General features: G+C 63.8%; 21 protein-coding genes and 1 tRNA gene. 18 read left to right on the top strand and 4 right to left on the bottom strand.

The features are described 5' to 3' along the window. Positions 1-155: 155 nt before the first annotated feature. A complete protein-coding gene (locus HUW53_RS00450; RefSeq protein WP_237343768.1) occupies positions 156-1,463 on the top strand; it encodes a sensor domain-containing diguanylate cyclase in 1,308 nt (435 codons plus the stop codon). A gap of 55 nt (positions 1,464-1,518) precedes the next feature. Here HUW53_RS00450 and ettA read toward each other — a convergent pair whose 3' ends face one another. After that, positions 1,519-3,174: an energy-dependent translational throttle protein EttA gene (gene ettA, locus HUW53_RS00445; RefSeq protein ID WP_237343767.1), complete on the bottom strand. Its 1,656-nt coding sequence runs from the start codon at positions 3,172-3,174 to the stop codon at positions 1,519-1,521. Positions 3,175-3,525: 351 nt separating this feature from the next. Between ettA and HUW53_RS00440 the strand changes: the two genes are divergently transcribed. The 4 genes from HUW53_RS00440 to HUW53_RS00425 all read left to right on the top strand — a co-directional run bounded on the left by HUW53_RS00440 (position 3,526) and on the right by HUW53_RS00425 (position 7,818). Further along, a tRNA-Gly gene (locus HUW53_RS00440) sits at positions 3,526-3,600 on the top strand. Positions 3,601-3,618: 18 nt separating this feature from the next. After that, the gene (locus HUW53_RS00435; protein WP_237343766.1) at positions 3,619-5,511 is read left to right on the top strand and encodes a hypothetical protein; all 1,893 of its coding nucleotides are present in this window, start codon (positions 3,619-3,621) and stop codon (positions 5,509-5,511) included. Next, a complete protein-coding gene (locus HUW53_RS00430; protein ID WP_237343765.1) occupies positions 5,508-5,864 on the top strand; it encodes a hypothetical protein in 357 nt (118 codons plus the stop codon). Before HUW53_RS00435 ends, HUW53_RS00430 begins: the two co-directional genes overlap by 4 nt. A gap of 31 nt (positions 5,865-5,895) precedes the next feature. Continuing rightward, positions 5,896-7,818 carry a ParB/RepB/Spo0J family partition protein gene (locus HUW53_RS00425; protein ID WP_370877823.1) on the top strand — a complete coding sequence of 641 codons (1,923 nt, stop codon included), beginning with the start codon at positions 5,896-5,898 and terminating at the stop codon, positions 7,816-7,818. Positions 7,819-8,010: 192 nt separating this feature from the next. Here the strand turns inward: HUW53_RS00425 and HUW53_RS00420 are convergent, their stop codons facing one another. Continuing rightward, entirely contained in the window at positions 8,011-8,448 is a 438-nt protein-coding gene (locus tag HUW53_RS00420) for a hypothetical protein (protein WP_237343764.1), read from the bottom strand. A 95-nt stretch (positions 8,449-8,543) separates the two neighbouring features. Between HUW53_RS00420 and HUW53_RS00415 the strand changes: the two genes are divergently transcribed. Together HUW53_RS00415 and HUW53_RS00410 are read left to right on the top strand one after the other, a co-directional pair. Next, on the top strand, positions 8,544-8,810 hold the full coding sequence (locus tag HUW53_RS00415) for a helix-turn-helix domain-containing protein (protein ID WP_237343763.1): 267 nt from the start codon (positions 8,544-8,546) through the stop codon (positions 8,808-8,810). 855 nt (positions 8,811-9,665) lie between these two features. Next, entirely contained in the window at positions 9,666-9,977 is a 312-nt protein-coding gene (locus HUW53_RS00410; protein WP_183856684.1) for a DUF736 domain-containing protein, read from the top strand. 119 nt (positions 9,978-10,096) lie between these two features. Here the strand turns inward: HUW53_RS00410 and HUW53_RS00405 are convergent, their stop codons facing one another. Further along, entirely contained in the window at positions 10,097-10,381 is a 285-nt protein-coding gene (locus tag HUW53_RS00405; protein ID WP_237343762.1) for a type II toxin-antitoxin system RelE family toxin, read from the bottom strand. Beyond that, positions 10,371-10,616, bottom strand: a complete 246-nt coding sequence (locus tag HUW53_RS00400) for a type II toxin-antitoxin system Phd/YefM family antitoxin (RefSeq protein ID WP_237343761.1) — start codon at positions 10,614-10,616, stop codon at positions 10,371-10,373. The genes HUW53_RS00405 and HUW53_RS00400 overlap by 11 nt, the downstream gene beginning before the upstream one ends. Positions 10,617-11,060: 444 nt before the next feature. Here HUW53_RS00400 and HUW53_RS00395 point away from each other — a divergent pair, with 444 nt between their 5' ends. The 11 genes from HUW53_RS00395 (at position 11,061) to HUW53_RS00350 (ending at position 18,139) form a co-directional block, all read left to right on the top strand. Then, entirely contained in the window at positions 11,061-12,257 is a 1,197-nt protein-coding gene (locus tag HUW53_RS00395; protein ID WP_237343760.1) for a DUF932 domain-containing protein, read from the top strand. Positions 12,258-12,552: 295 nt separating this feature from the next. Next, positions 12,553-12,789 (top strand): transcriptional regulator domain-containing protein, encoded by a 237-nt coding sequence (locus tag HUW53_RS22035; RefSeq protein WP_394086110.1) that lies wholly within the window; start codon positions 12,553-12,555, stop codon positions 12,787-12,789. Beyond that, a complete protein-coding gene (locus tag HUW53_RS00390) occupies positions 12,710-13,351 on the top strand; it encodes a DUF2285 domain-containing protein (protein WP_237343759.1) in 642 nt (213 codons plus the stop codon). Before HUW53_RS22035 ends, HUW53_RS00390 begins: the two co-directional genes overlap by 80 nt. A gap of 115 nt (positions 13,352-13,466) precedes the next feature. Next, complete coding sequence (locus HUW53_RS00385; protein WP_110372399.1) at positions 13,467-13,697, top strand: helix-turn-helix transcriptional regulator; 231 nt, start codon at positions 13,467-13,469, stop codon at positions 13,695-13,697. A 9-nt stretch (positions 13,698-13,706) separates the two neighbouring features. Beyond that, positions 13,707-14,570 (top strand): replication initiator protein A, encoded by an 864-nt coding sequence (locus tag HUW53_RS00380; protein ID WP_237343758.1) that lies wholly within the window; start codon positions 13,707-13,709, stop codon positions 14,568-14,570. Between the two features lie 337 nt (positions 14,571-14,907). Further along, positions 14,908-15,543, top strand: coding sequence for a ParA family partition ATPase (gene parA / locus HUW53_RS00375; protein WP_237343757.1), 636 nt, complete (start codon positions 14,908-14,910; stop codon positions 15,541-15,543). Then, positions 15,540-15,815, top strand: a complete 276-nt coding sequence (locus HUW53_RS00370; RefSeq protein WP_237343756.1) for a ribbon-helix-helix protein — start codon at positions 15,540-15,542, stop codon at positions 15,813-15,815. Before parA ends, HUW53_RS00370 begins: the two co-directional genes overlap by 4 nt. After that, the gene (locus HUW53_RS00365; RefSeq protein WP_237343755.1) at positions 15,812-16,282 is read left to right on the top strand and encodes a DUF2840 domain-containing protein; all 471 of its coding nucleotides are present in this window, start codon (positions 15,812-15,814) and stop codon (positions 16,280-16,282) included. Before HUW53_RS00370 ends, HUW53_RS00365 begins: the two co-directional genes overlap by 4 nt. Then, positions 16,279-16,830, top strand: a complete 552-nt coding sequence (locus tag HUW53_RS00360; RefSeq protein ID WP_237343754.1) for a S26 family signal peptidase — start codon at positions 16,279-16,281, stop codon at positions 16,828-16,830. Before HUW53_RS00365 ends, HUW53_RS00360 begins: the two co-directional genes overlap by 4 nt. A gap of 33 nt (positions 16,831-16,863) precedes the next feature. Then, positions 16,864-17,193 (top strand): DUF736 domain-containing protein, encoded by a 330-nt coding sequence (locus HUW53_RS00355; RefSeq protein WP_237343753.1) that lies wholly within the window; start codon positions 16,864-16,866, stop codon positions 17,191-17,193. 241 nt (positions 17,194-17,434) lie between these two features. Next, on the top strand, positions 17,435-18,139 hold the full coding sequence (locus HUW53_RS00350) for a lytic transglycosylase domain-containing protein (protein ID WP_237343752.1): 705 nt from the start codon (positions 17,435-17,437) through the stop codon (positions 18,137-18,139). The last annotated feature ends 23 nt before the right edge of the window (positions 18,140-18,162 follow it).

Below are 18,162 nucleotides of genomic sequence, written 5' to 3'. Positions count from 1 at the left end.
CAGACACCCACACGCCGTTTCGGGACAGAAAGTATACATTGACAAGCTTCGTCAGCCAACCTAGAGTTTTGATCTTATCCAACTACAAGTCTTCGTGAAAGTCTTCACCAAATAACGACGACACTGGAGCATGTGCTGCAGGATTGCCAATTGCGATGAGTGAAAGCAACGTGCTCGACGAGCCACCCCTACAGCGAACAGCCGAGACGTCTCAATATTGGGTGTGGCAGGTCAACCGGAATTGCGAATTCAGCTTTTCCTCTTCTGCAAGTAAATCCCTGCTCGGCCTTTCTCCCAATGAAGTCATCGGGCGCCCATACTTTTCCCTTTTGCCCAATATCGGCCCCATTGATTTCGAGACCGCATTCCGGACCGCCGTGGATAACGGCAGCTCGCTCGAAAACCTTGTTCACAAAACCCAGCACGCGGATGGAACCATCCGCATACTTGACGTCAGTGGCGCTCCCGTGCGCCGGGACGACGGCGCGCCGGATGGTTTCTTCGGCGTCAGCATCGACATCACCGCCGAAGCCTCCGACGCACGCGGCCTGCTCGATCCCAAGACGCTATATACTGAAGCGCCGGTCGCCCTGTGCGTCGTGAACCGCGAAGGGCGCTACACACGGGTCAACGGACAGTTCGCCCGGACCGCCGGCCTCGCGCCCGAGAGCATTATCGGCCTTCCCCTCGCCGACCTCTCGCCGGAAGCCGCGCAAAAATTCGAAAGCAACATTCAAATCTTCGACCTCGGTGGAGATGTGGCCGAGCATGAGCTGAAATGGCGCGGGCGCTTCTTCCGGATGTCGGTGGAGCCGGTGCGCAACGCGGAGGGCGACATCGTCGGCGGCAGCATCGCCCTGGTGGATGTCACCAATTACGACAATACCATCCGCGGCCTCACCAACGCCAATCGACGTTTCCAGTTGCTGGCCGAGCGCGATTACCTGACGACCCTGTTCAATCGGCGCCAGTTCGAGAAGATTTTCCGGATGGAGCTGGGCTCGGCCCGGCGCGAACGCCAGCCGGTGTCATTGCTCATCGTCGATGTGGACCAGTTCAAGCGCTTCAACGATCATTATGGCCACGCCGCCGGCGACCGCAGCTTGCGGGAGGTGGCAAAAGCCCTGGTCAGCGCCTGCTCGCGACCGCGCGATTCGGTCTGCCGTTATGGCGGCGAAGAGTTCGCGATCGTGTTGCCGGGGACCAACCACGCCGGCGCGCAGGTGGTGGCCGAGCGCGTGCGGCAGGCGGTTTTCGTCCTCGACCTTCCCCATGAAGCAAGTGATCTTGGCCGTCTGAGCGTCAGCGTGGGCGGCTCGACACTGGAGCGCGTGCCCAAGATTGGCGATCTGACGACCTATCGCCAGACGCTGCTCATGTCGGCCGATGCCGCGCTCTACAAGGCGAAGCAGGGCGGGCGCAACACCGTGCGCGTGGCCGAAATCTCCCCCGGCGGCGCCTGAGAAGCCCCCGAGAACGCGGGTGCCGGCGGACACGTCCATCCGCCGGCAAGGCCCGTCAGCGTGAGAACTTCTTGTACTGAATGCGCTTCGGGATCGTGGAATCGGTCCCTAGGCGGCGCTTCTTGTCTTCCTCGTAATCGGCGAAATTGCCCTCGAACCACTCCACATGGCTGTCGCCCTCGAAGGCCAGCATGTGGGTGGCCACCCGATCCAGGAAGAAGCGATCATGCGAGATGATGACGGCGCAGCCGGCATAATCTTCCAGCGCCTCTTCCAGCGCGCGCAGGGTTTCCACATCAAGGTCGTTGGTGGGCTCGTCGAGCAGCAGCACGTTGCCGCCGCGCTGGAGCACCTTGGCAAGGTGCACCCGGTTGCGCTCACCGCCGGAGAGCATGCCCACCTTCTTCTGCTGGTCTCCACCCTTGAAGTTGAAGGCCGCGCAATAGGCGCGCGAAGGAATTTCCTTCTTGCCGACGTAGATGATCTCGTTGCCGTCGGAGACTTCCTCCCACACGGTCTTCTTGTCATCGAGCGCGTCGCGGCTCTGATCCACATAGCCGAGCTTCACGCTCTCGCCGATGGAGATGGTGCCGCCGTCCGGCTTGTCCTGGCCCGTGATCATGCGGAACAAGGTCGTCTTGCCCGCGCCGTTGGGTCCGATGACACCCACGATGCCGCCGGGCGGGAGCTTGAAGGAGAGGTCGTCGATGAGCAGCTTGTCGCCAAACGCCTTGTTGAGGTGATCGAAGGCGATGACGTTCTGCCCCAGCCGCTCCGCCACCGGAATGACGATCTGCGTGGCCGAGGGCATGCGCTCGGAGGCCTTTTGCACCAGCTCTTCATAGCGCTGGATACGGGCCTTGTTCTTGGCCTGGCGCGCCTTGGGAGAGGCGCCGATCCACTCCTGCTCGCGGGCCAGCGCGCGCTGGCGGGCCTCGTCCTCGCGGCCCTCCTGCTGCAGGCGCTTCTGCTTCTGGCCGAGCCAGGAGGAGTAGTTGCCCTCATAAGGAATGCCCCGGCCGCGGTCGAGCTCCAGGATCCAACCCGTCACATTGTCGAGGAAGTAGCGATCATGGGTCACGATCAGGATGGCGCCGGGATAGGTGCGCAGGTGGCCTTCCAGCCAGTTCACCGTCTCCGCGTCGAGGTGGTTGGTGGGCTCGTCGAGCAGCAGCAGTTCCGGCTGCTCCAGCAGCAGGCGGCACAAGGCCACGCGGCGCCGCTCACCGCCTGAGAGGCGGGTGACCTCCCAATCGTCCGGCGGACAGCCGAGGGCGTTCATCGCCTGCTCCACCTTGGAATCGAGATCCCACAGGCCCTGCGCCTCGATCTCGTCCTGCAGGCGGGTCATCTCGTCCGCGGTTTCTTCCGAATAGTTCATGGCGAGTTCGTTGTAACGGTCGAGAATGGCCTTCTGCTTGGCCACGCCATCCATCACGTTCTCGCGCACGTTCTTATTGGGGTCGAGTGGCGGCTCCTGGGGCAGGTAGCCGACCCGGACGCCCTCGGCGGGACGGGCCTCGCCGGAAAAATCCTTGTCGAGGCCGGCCATGATCCGCAGCAAAGTCGACTTGCCGGCGCCGTTGGCGCCAAGCACGCCGATCTTGGCATCCGGGTAGAAGGACAGGTGCACATTATCCAGGACCTTCTTGCCGCCCGGATAGGTCTTCGTGAGACCGTGCATGTGATAGGCATATTGGTAGGAGGCCATAAGCCGCCGGCTCCATCGGGGTTTGCGAAAGTTGGCGCCGTTGTAGCGGTGCGGCCGGAGCACGGCAAGCCGCCCATGCTCTCCGCGCCGCCGCGTTGCGCGGCTCCCGCCGCTGACACCGCTGGGCGTTCGGCAGATCGCGAGCGGTCCACATGAGCATCAAGCGCCCGCCCCGCGCCGCGGCACCTTACGCTGGAGTATTTTCAATATATTTTTCATATATTTACAGATACTCAGCCGGCGAGACATCCACAGCCCTGACTGCGACCGGAACGAAGAGTGTTGCATTTGGCATCGCGTGCTGGCATACGAACGCACCGCCGCGACTGACTGAGGCGCGGCGAGATGGATGCGGGTGTAGCTCAGGGGTAGAGCACAACCTTGCCAAGGTTGGGGTCGTGGGTTCGAATCCCATCGCCCGCTCCAAAATTCTTCAGAAAGACAATGACTTATAGCGAAACCGCCGAGAGGCGGTTTTGTCGTTTTTTGTTTGGTGACCACTTGGTGACCACCGATGTCGAGAGTGTCCACCAGCCCCCTGTGGAAAGGCGCGACGTCTCCTGGCATGACACCGAGAATTGGGAAGCGCGCGCCGATGGCGTCTTCGGCTTTGAAGTCCGTCTGGAATTGACCTACGCGGGTGCCGACTATCGGCTCACCCGGACGTGTCGGCCGAAGGTGCGCGGCATCGTGCCCACCACCGACGATGATTATGAGATCGACTACTACCTTGAGCGGGGTGGTCATATTCTCGGGCCACAACAAGCGAAGGTCGAACTGGAACGAATCCTTCCAGAGCAGATCGCGCGCTTCTTCCTCTTCGACGGGGAGTTGCTCCAAGAATATGAAGACCTGCTCCACGGCGACACCGATATCGGGCCGAAGATCAGCGCTTCAATTGAACGGATATTGGGCTTACCCGTGCTTACGGCGTCGCGCGACAGCTTGAAGGCAGCACTGGACCGGGCCGACGCCCGCGTCGCGCTTGAAGCGCAGGGCGATCAGAAAACCCGTGAGCTTGGCAATCAACTCCAGTCGCTGGTGGAGGAACGGGACGTGCTCACCAATGACTTGTTCCGCCAGGAACGGGACCTCGAGACTGAGCGCGCCCGAAAGGTGGCCATCGAGGATGACATGCGCCGCCGGGAACGTCTGGCGTCGCTGCTCGATAAGCGTGACCGCCTCAAAGATGAGGTGAAAGGCCTCGACAACCGCGCCGAGAGGCAGCGGGAACTGATCGGCAAGGCGATGGGACCCGCTTGGTCGGCGCTGTTGAAACCCCGGCTGTTGGCCGCTGCCACAGCACTACGAACGCGCGAGAGTGAGCTCCAGATCGCCCTGACCCGGGCTCACGTCCTCCACAGTCTGGCCGAAGATCACGACCCGTCATGCCCAACCTGCCTGCAAGGAGTCTCTCCGGCGGCTCAAGCAAAGATCCGGGAAGCCGTTAGCGAAGAAAGGGCCGCCCCACAGGTGATGCAACGCGAACTCGGCAGCCTCCGACGCCGGCTTGACGCCATCGACGAGCAGCTGGCGACAGCGAACCCGGAAGCACTGGTCTTGCTGTGGAGCGGGTTCGAAGAAATCGAGCGGGATATTTACGCCAAGAAGGCCGAGGTCGAAGAGCTGGACCGCCAAATCAGCGACGGCACGGAGGATGAACTGCGAGGCCTCCGACGCGACTACGACGACGTCATCCGACAAATCCAGATATTGGAAGATGGGTTGACCGAAAGCCGCTCGGCTTTGCTGAAGAACGAAACCTTCAGGGAAAAGCTCCAACGCCAACTGGACAAGCTCGCCGGTGGCCAGCTCGACGTGGAACGTCGGCGCCGCGCGCTCGCGTCGGACCTCCAGGATCTCTTCAAAGACGCGGTGAGTGTCTATCGGGAACAACTGCGCCGCCGTGTCGAAGCAGATGCCTCGCGCTATTTCCTCCAGCTGACCACAGAGCCGGACTATGGGGGGCTGCGGATCAACGACGGGTACGGTCTCACCATTGTTCACAAGGACAACACGGACATTCCCGTTCGCTCGGCCGGCGCCGAGCACGTGGTCGCCCTTTCGCTGGTAGCGGCCCTACAGAACAACGCGCCGCTTCGAGGCCCAATCGTGATCGACTCCCCGTTCGGGCGACTTGACGGCGGACACCGGGCTCGGATCGTGCAGGCCCTCCCAGACATGGCCGACCAAGTGGTTCTCCTGGTCTACGAAGAGGAAATGCCACCGGCCCGCGCGCGCGAGGCGCTTAAGGGACGCCTTCGCGCGGAGTGGAGCTTGGAGCGGGTGACCGCCCGCCACACCGAACTCGTTCAACGCAAGGAACCTGTGGCATGAGCACCGACAAGAAGACCATCGGGATCACCAGCGGTAATGAGCGCGTCTTGGCCGCCCTCGTGGCCGCGGGCCAGTTTGGGTCGGAGATCGAAGCGGCGAAATTCGCCATGGCTCACGCCATCGAACAAGGCGTCCAGCGCGGCACGTCTGAAGGCGCCGGTACAAAATGGAACGTCGGCAGCGTAGACGCGGACGGCGGACTCAAGGCTGTCGTGGAGGCCCTCTTTCCTGAGGAACTTCAGCCCTATCGGCTGATCGAGCACCTTATGAACGAAGGGCTCAAACTCTTCGATAAGGGCGACAAGCTGCCACCCGACGTTGCGGGAGACCCCGCACAGCGAAGCGACCATTGAGGCGCTGGCAGCCAGCATCGCCGTCAAGGGTATGCTGCAAAACCTTGTGGTGGAGCCCGAGCTTGATGCGGCGGGAGAGCCCACCGGCAGCTATTTCGTGACGGTGGGCGAAGGCCGCAGGCTTGCCCAGCTTCTCCGCGTGAAGCGCAAGGAGATCAGGAAGACCGAGCCGGTGCGCTGCGTCATCGACACGGCGAATGACCCGCACGAGATCAGCCTTGACGAGAACGTCACCCGCGAGGCGATGCATCCGGCCGACCAGTTCGAGGCATTCCGCGAGCTTGCGGAAAATCGCGGGTGGGGAGCGGAGGAGATCGCCGCCCGCTTCGGCGTGACGGCGCAAGTGGTGCGCCAGCGCCTGCGGCTCGGCGCGGTCAGCCCCAAGCTGTTGCAGGTGTACCGCGACGGCGGCTTGAGCCTCGACCAGTTGATGGCCTTCGCCATCACCGAGGACCACGGGCGGCAGGAGCAGGTTTTTGCGAACCTCTCCTACAACCGCGAGCCGTGGATCATCCGCCGCGACCTCACCAAGGCACACATTCCGGCGACGGATCGCCGGGCGATCTTCATCGGCCCGGAGGAGTACACCGAGGCGGGCGGCACCATCATCCGCGACCTGTTCACGGAGGATCGTGGGGGCTTCTACGAGGATGCCGCGCTGTTGGACGGGCTCGTCACCAGGAAGCTGGAGCGGATCGCCGCCGAGGTTCAGGCGGAAGGCTGGAAGTGGGTCTCGGTCCACATCGACTATCCCCATGCCCACGGCTTGCGCCGCGCCTATCCGCAGCCGGTGGAGCTTTCCGAGGAAGATGCCGCCGCCTATGCCGCCGCGCAGGAGGAATACAACCGGCTGTCGGAGGAATGGGATGGCGCAGAGGAGCTTCCCCAAGAGGCGGACGAGCGGTTCGGGGTACTTGAAGCGGACATGGAGCGCATCGACGCGCTCCAGCACATCTATGACCCGGACGACATCGCGCGCGGCGGCGTGTTGGTCGTGCTGTCGCATGACGGCACTGCCCGCATCGAGCGCGGCTTCATCCGGGCCGGGGACGAGAAACCCGAGCCGGAAAAAGCCGCAGAGAACATACGCGTCACCGAGGATGGCGAGATCATCGAGGACGGCACGGATGACAAGGATGGAAATCCCGTTTCCGCGCTCGACCCCGAGGACGAGGACGCCGGGGATGCGGGCAAGCCGCTGTCCGACCTTCTCGTGCGAGACCTCACGGCCCACCGCACGCTCGGCCTGCGCCTCGCTCTCGGCGAGCAGCCGGACATAGCCTTGATCGCCGTCACCCATGCCCTCGCCGCGCAGACCTTCTATCGCGGCGCGGAAGCCGCCTGCCTCGAAATCCGGTCGACGAGCAGCACCCTCACCGGGCACGCGGACGGCATCAATGACACCGCTCCGGCGAAGGCGCTGGCGGATCGTCATGCCGGATGGGCAGCGGATATGCCGGGCGATGTGGCTGACCTGTGGGGCTTCATCGCCGCGCTGGATCAGGCGAGCGTGCTGGCGCTGTTCGCCCATTGCGCTTCACTCACCGTCAATGCGGTGAGGCTGCCCTGGGACCGCAAGCCCCGCGTCCATGAGACGGCGGACCGGCTAGCGACCGCGCTTGCACTCGACATGACGGCGCACTGGACGCCCACGGCACGGACCTACCTCAGTCGCGTGACCAAGGCGCACATTGTCGCCGCCGTGCGGGAGGCCGTCAGCGACGAGGCCGCCGACCGGATCGCCGGCATGAAAAAACAACCCATGGCGGAAGCCGCCGAGCAGCTTGTCGCCGCCACCGGATGGCTCCCCACATTCCTGCGCACCGAACGGCCCGCATGGCTGGATGCCCCGGAGGCTGACGCCGGAGTGGTCCTAAATGCGCCGGCCGCAGCCAGTCGCGACGATACCGGCACGGTCGAGGACGGCGCAGCCTTCAACCACGCCGCTGAATGAGCCCCACGGCCGGAGCCGCTTCGGCGGTTCCGGCCGGTCTCTCGACAGCATCGAGAATTTTCCGGCCGCGCCGGTACGGCGCGGCCGGAGACCTCGACTGCGCGAGAGCAGGAACCATGACCATGAGAAGCTATATCGAGCAGCGGTCGCAATGATGATCGCTCCGTTCCCTGAAATCCGCTTTTGCGGATTTCAGGCGGCCTTGACGATGCCGACCACAACGCCCGCCACAGCGCCGGCCTCGTCGGCAAACGGCAGATAGAGCCGGACGATGCGCGCAGACCCACCCGGAAGCTGCACCTGGTCTTCCATCATCAGCGTGCGCCCGGATGCGAGAACGATGGCCGCCTCATTGTCCGCATCCGCGCTCGACGGCGTGAGCCGGCCGACCGGCTCACCGGCCAAAGCAACTCCATAGAGCCGGTCGACATCCTTGCCGCTGCGCTCGATCCTCAGCGTCTCATCCGATTCGGCCGGGCGCCGGATCACGACGATCACATCATCCAGATCGGCCAGACGCTCGGTGATATTCCCAGCGGGCGGCATGGCCACGCCTTCACCGCGCGCAAGCCAGACGCGATAAAGCTGGCCTAGCGCTGGATGTCGGTCCGCCAACAATCGAGAATCCATGCCGGAATCCGTCGTGCCAAGGCTAACCAGATTTTCTGGTTATCTGTATTTCGGTTTAATTGATCTGCCGGTTTCGTCAATGACCGGCAGGGCATATGCAAAAAACGCTTCGCTCGCCAAGGCATATGCGTCTGGTTCAGATCATCGTCGACAAGCGCCGGGAAGCCGGCATGAGCCAGTCCGATCTGGCCGAAGCGCTCGGCCGATACCAGTCCGTCGTTGCCGCCATCGAATCCGGCGGCCGTCGCATCGATGTCATCGAGTTCCTTGAGCTGGCCGAAACGATCGGCTTCGATCCCCATGACGTCATCCGCGAAGTATCTGCAATTGCGACGAAGCGCAAAGCGAAGCGAAAGACGTGACGATCGAACATCAGTGCAATTTTCACAACGCTAACACATTCTCACCTCCTATATTTCTGAGATGCTAGGCGTCGCCCTTCGGGCCGGGCTCTACGCGCCTCCTGCGGTGGCTTCCGAAGCCCCTTAAGGGTCTTCGCCTCCGGTAACGATCCCTGACGCGCGGGACAGCGGCGGTGGGCATTCCCACGATGAAATCCTCCGCTTTCGCGGGGCTTCCCTTGTGATGACCGGCGTCACTCGGCAAATCGTGATGACGTAAGGGAATGAGGACGATCCTACCCCCAAATGTCGATCTCGACCGTGCCCGCATTGCATCGAACGGATCGGGAAAGCCCGCATCGTCCGGGGGCTTGAGGAGGCGAGGCAGCCACGGCCCCAGGTGGGAGCAATGTCGTTTCTTGCACGCCGCCCCGAACTCGGTGGCAGGCAAGGCGTGGAGAGGGTTCAGCCCGCTCTCATTGTCGCCGGCCGACCGTCAGGGTGAACCGATCACTTCGCCTCGCCGGTGAGGCTGAGGGCCTGTCCGGCCCTCTCAGAGAAGCCCTTGGCGGTGGCAGTGAAAGCGTCGTTCCGATTGCAGCTATCAGGCGGTTCCTCCTGTCCGCCTGTCTCAAGCCACGTCCATCTCGTCCTCGATAGGCAGGGGTCTGACCGAAGACCGGCGACGCTGGCGTCACCTCGATCTTGAACCCGCAACACGCCGCCTGCGGCTTTTTCCCGCCGCCGGCCAAGGCCGGCTTTGCACCGCGAAGCGAAAAAGTCCTCGCCGGATGTTGCGGGCCGATCGTCCCCGGTCTGCCGACCCCCATCGAGGCCGCGATGGGCGCGGCCCGGTCAGCAGAAGGAACCACCGCAATGGCCACCATCGGCACTTTCACTGCCACCGCCAAGGGCTTCAAGGGCGCGGTCAAGACCCTGAGCCTCAACGTCAAGGCGGTCGAATTCGTCCCCGCCGAAGGCGATAACGAGAAGGGGCCGGACTTCCGCATCTTCTCCGGTGCCACCGAGTTCGGAGCGGCGTGGAAGAAGACCTCGCGCGAGGGCCGCGACTACCACTCCGTCAAGCTGGACGATCCGTCATTCCCGGCTCCGATCTATGCGAGCCTGGTCGAGACGGAGACCGAGGGTGAGTTCGCACTCATCTGGTCCCGCCGCGCCGCCGAGTGACACCAGCCACCACAGGGGGAGCCCCGCCAAAGCGGGGCTTCGCCATGTTCATGTCCGCCGCCGCCCGAAGGAGATACGGCGAGCCGTGCTCCCTTTGCCCTGATCGGCTGTGAAGCGTCCTAACGGCGCTTCTTTGCCGCCTCATACACCTCGGAACGCTCGCGCTTCCCCACAGCGACGACGACCACCGTGACCCTTTCATCCTCGACGCGATAGACCAGCCGATAACCGGCCGAGCGCAGCTTGATCTTGTAGTGATCCGGCATGCCGCGCAGCGTGTCGGCCTGCACATGCGGTTGGCTCACGCGCTCCGCTAGCTTCTTCTTGAACTGTTCGCGCAGCGTCGCGCCGAGCTTGTCCCATTCCTTGCGTGCGGAAGGCAGGAACTCCAGCCTATAAGTCATCGAGGCTGACCGGCACACCCTTCTCGCTCGCGCGCGCCTTGGCGATTTCGACGAGCGCCTGATCGTCGAGCGCGTCCATCATCGCCTCATAGGTATCGGCCGGTACCATATAGGCCATGACCCGGTTGTGGTTCAGGATCGCGACCGCGCTGCCCCGCGCGCCATCGACGATGGCGGTTGGGTTCTTCTTCAGGTCGGAGACGCTGACGGCGATTTCGGCTTCCACGCGCTGCATGGCCTCGTCCTCGAATAACGGCATCAAAATCAGGTCCGATTTCGATATTGAATTTCGAACTATATAGCCCGTCTCCGCGACGATTGCGAGAGGCGGACGGCCATCGACCGGGGCTGACGAAGTCTCCCACAGCCAGCATCGAGTATGGCGAGCTGCGCTCCCTTTGTCCTGATCGGCCGCAGCCGGAGCCTTGCCGATCCTCGGGGGAGCCAAGGGGGACTTTCCCCTTGCTCCCCGCAAATGCCGCCTGTTGCAGAGCAGGGCCGCCGCCTCGCAAGGTGGTCATGACGGTCATCCTTCCCATCATCGGCCCCACCTCGCTCGGCCTGGCAGTCCGGCTCCGCGCGCCGGCATGTGCCCCCTCCATTCCCGCGCGCTCTCGCGCCCCCGGAAGGCATGTCGGGGGACATGCCTTCGGCATTTACGGGAAAAGGAGCAACGACCATGAACATCATCAGCACCAGCCAGAATGGCCAGCCCGTTGAAAGCGGCTTCCGCGTGGACATTTCACGCGGCGAGCGGATCGGCCGCGTGTCGTCGGAATGGTTCTCGCGGCCCGACGACGAGCGTTTCCTGTCGCTCACCGAGCTTTACGATGCCGTGAAGGCCCGCGCGGATCGCGCCAAGGCCCGCACCGTGGAGAGCCGCGCCGTACGCGTGGAGGCAAGCCGGGAGGATGCGGAGCGGCTTTCGCTGATCGTTCCCGGACAGGAGGAGCCCATCGCCCCGACGCATTGGAGCTTCGGGCAGTTGTGCAGCCTAGTGGGTGCGCCCTCGACTTATATGCGTCAGCTTCCCGCACCGCTCGCCGGCATCAACCTGCAGCATGGTTTGCTGTCGCACCGCGCCGAGCTTGTGAAGACGCTGGAAACCGAAGACGGACGGGTTGAGCTTCGCGCCGTGACCGGCCCGGACTATGGCCGTATCTGGGACCATGAGCTTGTCGCCGCCGTCATGAAGATCGCCGGCAACGGCACCGGCGACACCATGTGGAAGGTGCCCGGCGTGCTGGACTGGACGACCATGACGCACAATCCCTTCGTGGACATCACGAAGGACACGACCACCCTCTATGCCAGCGACCGCGACGTGTTCCTGTTCCTCGTGGACGACACCCACCCCATCGAGGCGGGGCGCCTGCCGAACGGCGAGCCGGATTTGTATTTCCGGGGCTTCTACTGCTGGAACAGCGAAGTCGGATCGAAGACCCTCGGCATTGCGAGCTTCTATCTCCGCGCCGTGTGCATGAACCGCAACCTTTGGGGCGTGGAAGGTTTCGAGGAAATCAGCATCCGGCACAGCAAGTTTGCCGCGCAGCGCTTCGCCCATGAAGCGGCCCCGGCGCTGACGAGCTTCGCTAATTCCTCGCCCGCGCCATTCGTCGCCGGGATCAAGGCGGCCCGGGAGAAGATCGTCGCCCGTACGGACGAGGACCGCGAGAGCTTCCTGCGCAAGCGCGGTTTCAGCAAGGCCGAGACCGGCAAGATCATCGAGACGGTCTTGCAGGAGGAAGGCCGCCCGCCCGAAAGCATCTTCGATTTCGTGCAGGGCATGACGGCGCATGCCCGCGCGAAGGCGCATCAGGACAGCCGCCTTGAACTGGAAGCGAAAGCAAAGACCCTACTGGAGAAAGCCGCATAACCACAGATGCCGCGCGGTCGGTCCATCGACCGTGCGGCTTTCCGTATCCGGAATTTTCCGCCGATCCGTAAATCCGGGTCGGCGGCGCGGCCGCGCCTCGACAGCACGGCCGCGGCTCGCCGGGCTCCGCCCGGCTCGCAAGTCATAATTGGAACGGCCTCAACTATCCGAACAATTGCCGTCTGCAATCGTCCTCTCCCGACGATGCACGACACCTTAACTTTAGCCGCCTCATTTTGGGGGACACGGTGCGTGCTCTTGAGAACAGAAGCTTTCCGAAACACACGGAGGAAACATGCCCCACACGCAAGACTGGATGGCCAACGCGGCCTATCTCTACATCCTCTTTCTCGACCGTCCGGCTGTCGCCTGGGAGCACCTGCGGCGCAATCCCGGCTATCGGAACGACTGGCGCCGCTTTGGCACGAAGCGACGTCCATCGTTGAGCGCACATGCGCAGAATTGGGGGTTACGATTTCTTCGAGAACCCCAAACACGACGCGCGCGATGCGCTGCCGTTCTGGCGTCCTGATCCAGACATTGCCCTGCCGATCGTGCCGGACGAAGACCCGGAGGCTGTCGCACCGGTCTTCGACCTCTGGACCTTTCCCGGCCGCAAGGCGATCGGCCATGACGGCGGCCGTCTCGCGCTGAAGCTCACCCGGCGCGGCCGCTCCTGGCATGTCCATATCGCCGGCGCGCTCGACGCCACCATGCCTTTCACCTTTGCGATCGCACCGGACGACCGGGCCGATGCCCGTTTGCGCGAAGCCAAAGAGCTGCTGGCCGTGATCGCCACCCGTCAAGCCGGACTTGCCGGCCAGCGCGGCTCGGCCGAGCCGATCATCACCATGCAGTCCTTGCAGGCCCTCGACGGTCATCTCGCCGGAGCTAGCGAGCGCGAAATCGCCATCGCGATCTTCGGCGCACGCATCGTGAAGGAGAAATGGCATGGTGACAGCGAACTGCGCGCCAGGGTCCGCTATCTCGTCCACCGTGGCCGCGCGCTCATGAACGGCGGCTATCGCCGTTTCCTCTGGGGCGCGACCGCGCGTCGGGCCGGCGAGTATCCCATGCCCGCCGCCGCCCCGTGAGGGAGAAAGCCGACCGGCCAGGATTCTCCATACGCGGCAGGACAGGCTTTCCCCAAGCTGCCTCCCAACCGCTGGACCGGGCTTCGCTCGGCCAGCCTGAGACGGAGGCAGCTTCATGGATCGTCCCGAATCCAAACCGGCCAGCCGCTACCTCACCAATGAGGAAGCGGCCGCCTATCTCAAGCTCTCGCCGCACACGCTGAACAAGAAGCGCGTCATTGGCGGCGGACCAAAGTTCCGCAAGCTCGGCTCCCGCGTCGTCTATGCGATCGACGACCTCGAAACCTGGATCGAGGCGCGCGCCTGCAGCACCACCTCCGATCCCCGCTACGCCCAAGCCCGCTGACGGCAACGCATGCCGGCGCGCAGACGCATATCCGAGCGTGACCAGCTCGAACTGTTCCGATCGCGCCCCGGCGACATGGCGACCCGCGACTCGCAGGATCTCATGGCCTATCCCTTCTTCTCCCTCGCCAAGTCGAAGCGCGTCCAGCCGATCAAATTTGAGGCCGGCGACGTCCGCATCCACGTCGAGGCCCCGGCCGAGTTCGGCTTGGCCACCATCTGGGACGCCGACATCCTGATCTGGGCCGCCTCGCAGATCATCGACGCCCGCGACCTCGGCCTGCGCACCTCGCGGCTGATGGCGACGACCCCCTATGAAATCCTGACCTTCATCGGCCGCGGCACGTCCGTCCGCGACTATCAGCGCCTCAAGGCCGCGCTCGACCGTTTGCAAGCCACTACCGTCGCCACGTCGATCCGCCAGCCCTCCGAGCGGCGCCGACATCGCTTTTCCTGGATCAACGAATGGAAGGAGAGGCTCGACGCCAAAGGCCGACCGCTCGGCATCGAGCTGATCGTGCCGGACTGGTTCTACGAAGGCATTCTCAACAACGCCCTGATCCTGACCATCGACCGGAATTACTTCGATCTGCTCGGCGGCATCGAACGCTGGCTCTACCGCCTGGTGCGCAAGCATGGCGGACACCAGCCCGGCGGTTGGAGCTTCGATTTTCATCATCTCCACGCCAAGTCCGGCAGCCTCTCACGCTTCTCGAACTTCGCCTGCGATTTGCGCGACATCGTGCGCCGCCAGCCCTTGCCTGGCTATCGGCTGCGCATCGACCGGCTCGACAACGGCCGTGAACTGCTCGTCTTCGCGCGGGCCACACCGCTTCTGTCCGCTCGTTCAAGGGAGGCTGTGGAAAGGCTGTGAATAGTCTCGTGCTATCGAAGGCATTCGGACTCGTGCTATCGGAGGCACGACACTCGTGCTATCAAAGGCGCAAATGCGCGTTAAGCAACTGTGACGATTGGCAAAATCAATCCCTTAACCTCTCTAATATGGAATCTAACTTTCTTTATTTATCTGGCGACGTTGTTGATAAGTACGACAAATTTAAACTGACAAAAGATGATTACGTCTTAAATTATACGAATAAGTACGCCTATGAGCAATCCCGTACGATCGTCGCGCAGCCTATAGCGCTAGCACGCCCCCAAGGGCGACTGATACCCGGACATGGCGCCCATGCCAGCCTGGAGGGCGCGTCATGATCGTGGCGCTCCTCAACCAGAAGGGCGGCGTCGGCAAGACCACGCTCGCCACCCATCTCGCCGGTGAGCTGGCGGCCGCTGGGGCGCGTGTCGCCGTTGTCGATGCCGATCCGCAAGGCTCGGCGCTTGACTGGTCGCAGCGGCGCGCGGAAAGCGGCCTGCCGCGCCTGTTCGGCGTTCTCGGGCTGCCTCGCGAGACGCTACATGCGGAAGTTCCTGACATCGCCCGCGGCGCTGATCACGTCGTCATCGACGGGCCGCCGCGTGTGACCGCGCTGGCGCGTTCCTCGATCCTCGCCGCCGACCTGGTGCTGATCCCGGTCCAGCCGTCGCCCTATGACGTCTGGGCCAGTGCCGAGATCGTAGCGCTGATCGGCGAGGCGCGATTATTCAAGCCGCAGCTCCGCGCCGCCTTCGTCGTCAACCGCCGCGTCGTTCGCACCATCATCGGCCGCGACGTGCGCTCGGCCTTGCCCGAGGGCTCGCCCGCGCTCACCGCCGATATTGGCCAGCGCGTCGTCTTCGCCGAGAGCGTCGCCACTGGCCGCCTGGCCCGCGAACTGGAGCCCGCCGGCGCGGCCGCGCAGGAGATCACCGCGCTCGCTGCCGAGATCATGGGAGGCGACTCATGAGCGGCAAGCGCGTCACCTTCGGCGCGAAGCCAGCCGCACCCACAGTCGATGCCTGGGTACAGCAGGGCAACGGCGTCGAGATGGCCGTTCAGGCAACGCCGCCGGCTTCGGCAGCGAAAGCCGAGATCTTCACCGCGCGCCTTACCATCGACGTGACGCCGGAGCTGCGCGGCCGCGTCAAGGTCGCCGCCTTCAGGCAAGGCGTCACCGTCGCCGAGATGATCCGCGCGCTGCTCGAAACGCGCTTTCCCGAAGGCGGAGCAGACGCATGACCACGCGCCGCTACACGAGCGTCCTGGCCGTCTTCGACCGCGACCGCATCAATGTCCGGCTGCGCTTCGGCAAGCCGGTGTGCGAGCGCCAGATCGATCGTCGCAGACGCCTCGCGATGTTCACTCCGGGCAGCACATTCGCGCTATTGCGCTGGGAGGCGAACGCTTATGGCACGACCCTCTCCCATCTCGCCATCATGCGCGCGGTTGCGCCGGGTGAAACGTGCTGCATGTGGCCTTATGTGCGTCCCGGCGCGAAAATACTGCTCTTCGTCGCCGGATGGGGTCAGGTCGAGCGTGCCTTGAAGGCGGTCGACACCGTCGAAGCCCTCGGCGTGGCTCCCTCTGACGCCGCGCCGGAATATTGGCAGCAGGTCCACAACAGGCTCTGGGTGCATGAGACACCGCGCACCTATTCGTTAGAACAGCATGACGCTTGGCTCCGTCGCCGGGAGCTGCTGTCATGATGGGACGTAGCCTCTTCCTGATGATGACGGCCAGCGGTGTGCTGCTGATCGCAGCACCCGTCTGGTCGGGGCACGCGCCGCGCTTCATCTGGAACGCGTCGGCAAGTGTGCCGGTCGGCCTCTATCGCGTCGAACCGGCAGACCGGATCGCGGTCACGGACCTCGCCATTGTCATGCCGCCGGAACCGCTCGCCGGTTTTCTCGATGCCCGCGGCTATCTTCCGCGCGGCGTGCCGCTCTTGAAGCGCGTGCTCGCGCTCGCAGGCCAGACCGTCTGCCGTGAGGGTTTCGACATTATCGCTTACGGCTGGCGCTATGGGGCGGCTCGTGAGCGTGACAGTCGTGGCCGACCACTGCCTGTCTGGCAGGGCTGCCGCATCGTCCCGAGCGGCGCCGCTTTCCTCATGAACTGGGATGCGCCGGACTCATTCGACAGTCGGTATTTTGGCCCGCTTCCCCTCTCTTCCATCGTCGGTCGCGCGGTTCCGATCTGGACCAACGACGACGACATTGATCCGGCTTCAGAGTCGGTTCCCGACGAGCCATAGGCGGCTCGTGTCCGACCCCAGAAGGAGTGTGCCATGCCGCAGATTGGGACTTTCAAGAAGACGAAGGACGGCTTCACCGGCCGTATCCGGACGCTGACGCTTGACGCCGAGCTGGCCATCAGGTCGGCTGAAAATACGGACGCCGAGAATGCGCCGCACTATCGCGTCTTCACCACCGACGATATCGAAACCGGGGCTGGTTGGAAGCGCACCGGCGAGAGAGCTGGAGATTACCTTTCGCTCGCCATAGACGATCCGTCCTTCACCCAGCCGATCCGCGCTCACCTGTTCCAGTCGGAAATCGACAACGCGACTTGGAACCTGCTCTGGACACGCCCATCGAAGCGCGATGAGCGGACCTGATGTCATGTGCGGGTCGCGCGAACCGGGATTGACCCTTATCCCTCTGATCGATGGGAAACGGGATCATCCCTCCGACCCGATCGCTGGCCAGACAGCCACCGCGCGCAGCGAAGGTCAGGGGCGGTCGCTTTGCGGCCGGCAACGCCTCGCCCTTGACGGGAGCGAGGACGGTGGCAGGCTGTCCGCGCTCGGACAAGGAGCATGGTGCAAAACATCGTCGCGCTCGCCTCAACGGCGCGCCATGCAGGCGATGATCTGTACGCTGCTGATGATTTCCGGCGCCGAGGCCCGAGCGGAACCTGCGTCCACACCGCCGCCTGAGAAAGCGCCCGCGAACCATCAACTATCGGCCGATCCGTGGGCTGCGCAGATCACCGAAGCGGCACAACGTTTCGACATTCCGGAGCAGTGGATACGCTCCGTCATGGGTGTCGAAAGTGACGGCGAAACGCGCGTGGTGTCAGCGAAAGGTGCGATCGGCCTGATGCAGATCATGCCTGCCACCTGGGAGGCGATGCGAAGCCGATACGGGCTCGGCGACGATCCCTTCGATCCGTATGACAATATCACCGCCGGTGCTGCCTATCTGCGCGAGATGTACGATCGCTACGGGGCGCCGGGGTTCCTCGCAGCTTACAATGCGGGGCCGGCGCGCTATGAGGAACACAAACTCCTGGGTGTGCCGCTTCCTGATGAGACGCGTGCTTATCTCGACAAGCTCGCGTCGATCATCGGCAGCCCGGCTCCGAGCCTCTTCGCGGGTTCGGAGACGCACATAAACCGCGGTCCGGGAGCACCACTGTTCGCGGTCGACGCGCGGACGAAATCCACCATCGGCTCGCTCCCATCTCAACCATCTGCCGGCACGCTCTTTGTGACCGTCAAGCCACGCGTCGAACACGTCGAACCAGACGACAGCGACAGCCCCGACGTGCAGCAGAAGTGATGGCATAGCCACGATGAAGCACG

Origin of the sequence: Xanthobacter agilis (assembly GCF_021730435.1) — a bacterium.
Taxonomy (GTDB): domain Bacteria; phylum Pseudomonadota; class Alphaproteobacteria; order Rhizobiales; family Xanthobacteraceae; genus Xanthobacter; species Xanthobacter agilis.
Note: the sequence above shows the minus strand (reverse complement) of the source record. Positions and strands in the feature narration are given on the sequence as shown.

Excerpts from the sequence above, each read along its gene's own strand:
- HUW53_RS00385 (WP_110372399.1), top strand. The coding sequence starts at position 13,467 with ATGGATCGTCCCGAATCCAAACCGGCCAGCCGCTACCTCACCAATGAG.
- HUW53_RS00370 (WP_237343756.1), top strand. The coding sequence starts at position 15,540 with ATGAGCGGCAAGCGCGTCACCTTCGGCGCGAAGCCAGCCGCACCCACA.
- HUW53_RS00360 (WP_237343754.1), top strand. The coding sequence starts at position 16,279 with ATGATGGGACGTAGCCTCTTCCTGATGATGACGGCCAGCGGTGTGCTG.
- HUW53_RS00380 (WP_237343758.1), top strand. The coding sequence starts at position 13,707 with ATGCCGGCGCGCAGACGCATATCCGAGCGTGACCAGCTCGAACTGTTC.
- HUW53_RS00420 (WP_237343764.1), bottom strand. The coding sequence starts at position 8,448 with ATGGATTCTCGATTGTTGGCGGACCGACATCCAGCGCTAGGCCAGCTT.
- parA (WP_237343757.1), top strand. The coding sequence starts at position 14,908 with ATGATCGTGGCGCTCCTCAACCAGAAGGGCGGCGTCGGCAAGACCACG.
- HUW53_RS00365 (WP_237343755.1), top strand. The coding sequence starts at position 15,812 with ATGACCACGCGCCGCTACACGAGCGTCCTGGCCGTCTTCGACCGCGAC.
- HUW53_RS00390 (WP_237343759.1), top strand. The coding sequence starts at position 12,710 with ATGCGCAGAATTGGGGGTTACGATTTCTTCGAGAACCCCAAACACGAC.
- HUW53_RS00400 (WP_237343761.1), bottom strand. The coding sequence starts at position 10,616 with ATGCAGCGCGTGGAAGCCGAAATCGCCGTCAGCGTCTCCGACCTGAAG.
- HUW53_RS00405 (WP_237343762.1), bottom strand. The coding sequence starts at position 10,381 with ATGACTTATAGGCTGGAGTTCCTGCCTTCCGCACGCAAGGAATGGGAC.
- HUW53_RS22035 (WP_394086110.1), top strand. The coding sequence starts at position 12,553 with ATGCCCCACACGCAAGACTGGATGGCCAACGCGGCCTATCTCTACATC.
- HUW53_RS00355 (WP_237343753.1), top strand. The coding sequence starts at position 16,864 with ATGCCGCAGATTGGGACTTTCAAGAAGACGAAGGACGGCTTCACCGGC.
- HUW53_RS00435 (WP_237343766.1), top strand. The coding sequence starts at position 3,619 with ATGACTTATAGCGAAACCGCCGAGAGGCGGTTTTGTCGTTTTTTGTTT.
- HUW53_RS00425 (WP_370877823.1), top strand. The coding sequence starts at position 5,896 with ATGCTGCAAAACCTTGTGGTGGAGCCCGAGCTTGATGCGGCGGGAGAG.
- HUW53_RS00410 (WP_183856684.1), top strand. The coding sequence starts at position 9,666 with ATGGCCACCATCGGCACTTTCACTGCCACCGCCAAGGGCTTCAAGGGC.
- HUW53_RS00430 (WP_237343765.1), top strand. The coding sequence starts at position 5,508 with ATGAGCACCGACAAGAAGACCATCGGGATCACCAGCGGTAATGAGCGC.
- HUW53_RS00350 (WP_237343752.1), top strand. The coding sequence starts at position 17,435 with ATGCAGGCGATGATCTGTACGCTGCTGATGATTTCCGGCGCCGAGGCC.
- ettA (WP_237343767.1), bottom strand. The coding sequence starts at position 3,174 with ATGGCCTCCTACCAATATGCCTATCACATGCACGGTCTCACGAAGACC.
- HUW53_RS00415 (WP_237343763.1), top strand. The coding sequence starts at position 8,544 with ATGCAAAAAACGCTTCGCTCGCCAAGGCATATGCGTCTGGTTCAGATC.
- HUW53_RS00450 (WP_237343768.1), top strand. The coding sequence starts at position 156 with ATGAGTGAAAGCAACGTGCTCGACGAGCCACCCCTACAGCGAACAGCC.
- HUW53_RS00395 (WP_237343760.1), top strand. The coding sequence starts at position 11,061 with ATGAACATCATCAGCACCAGCCAGAATGGCCAGCCCGTTGAAAGCGGC.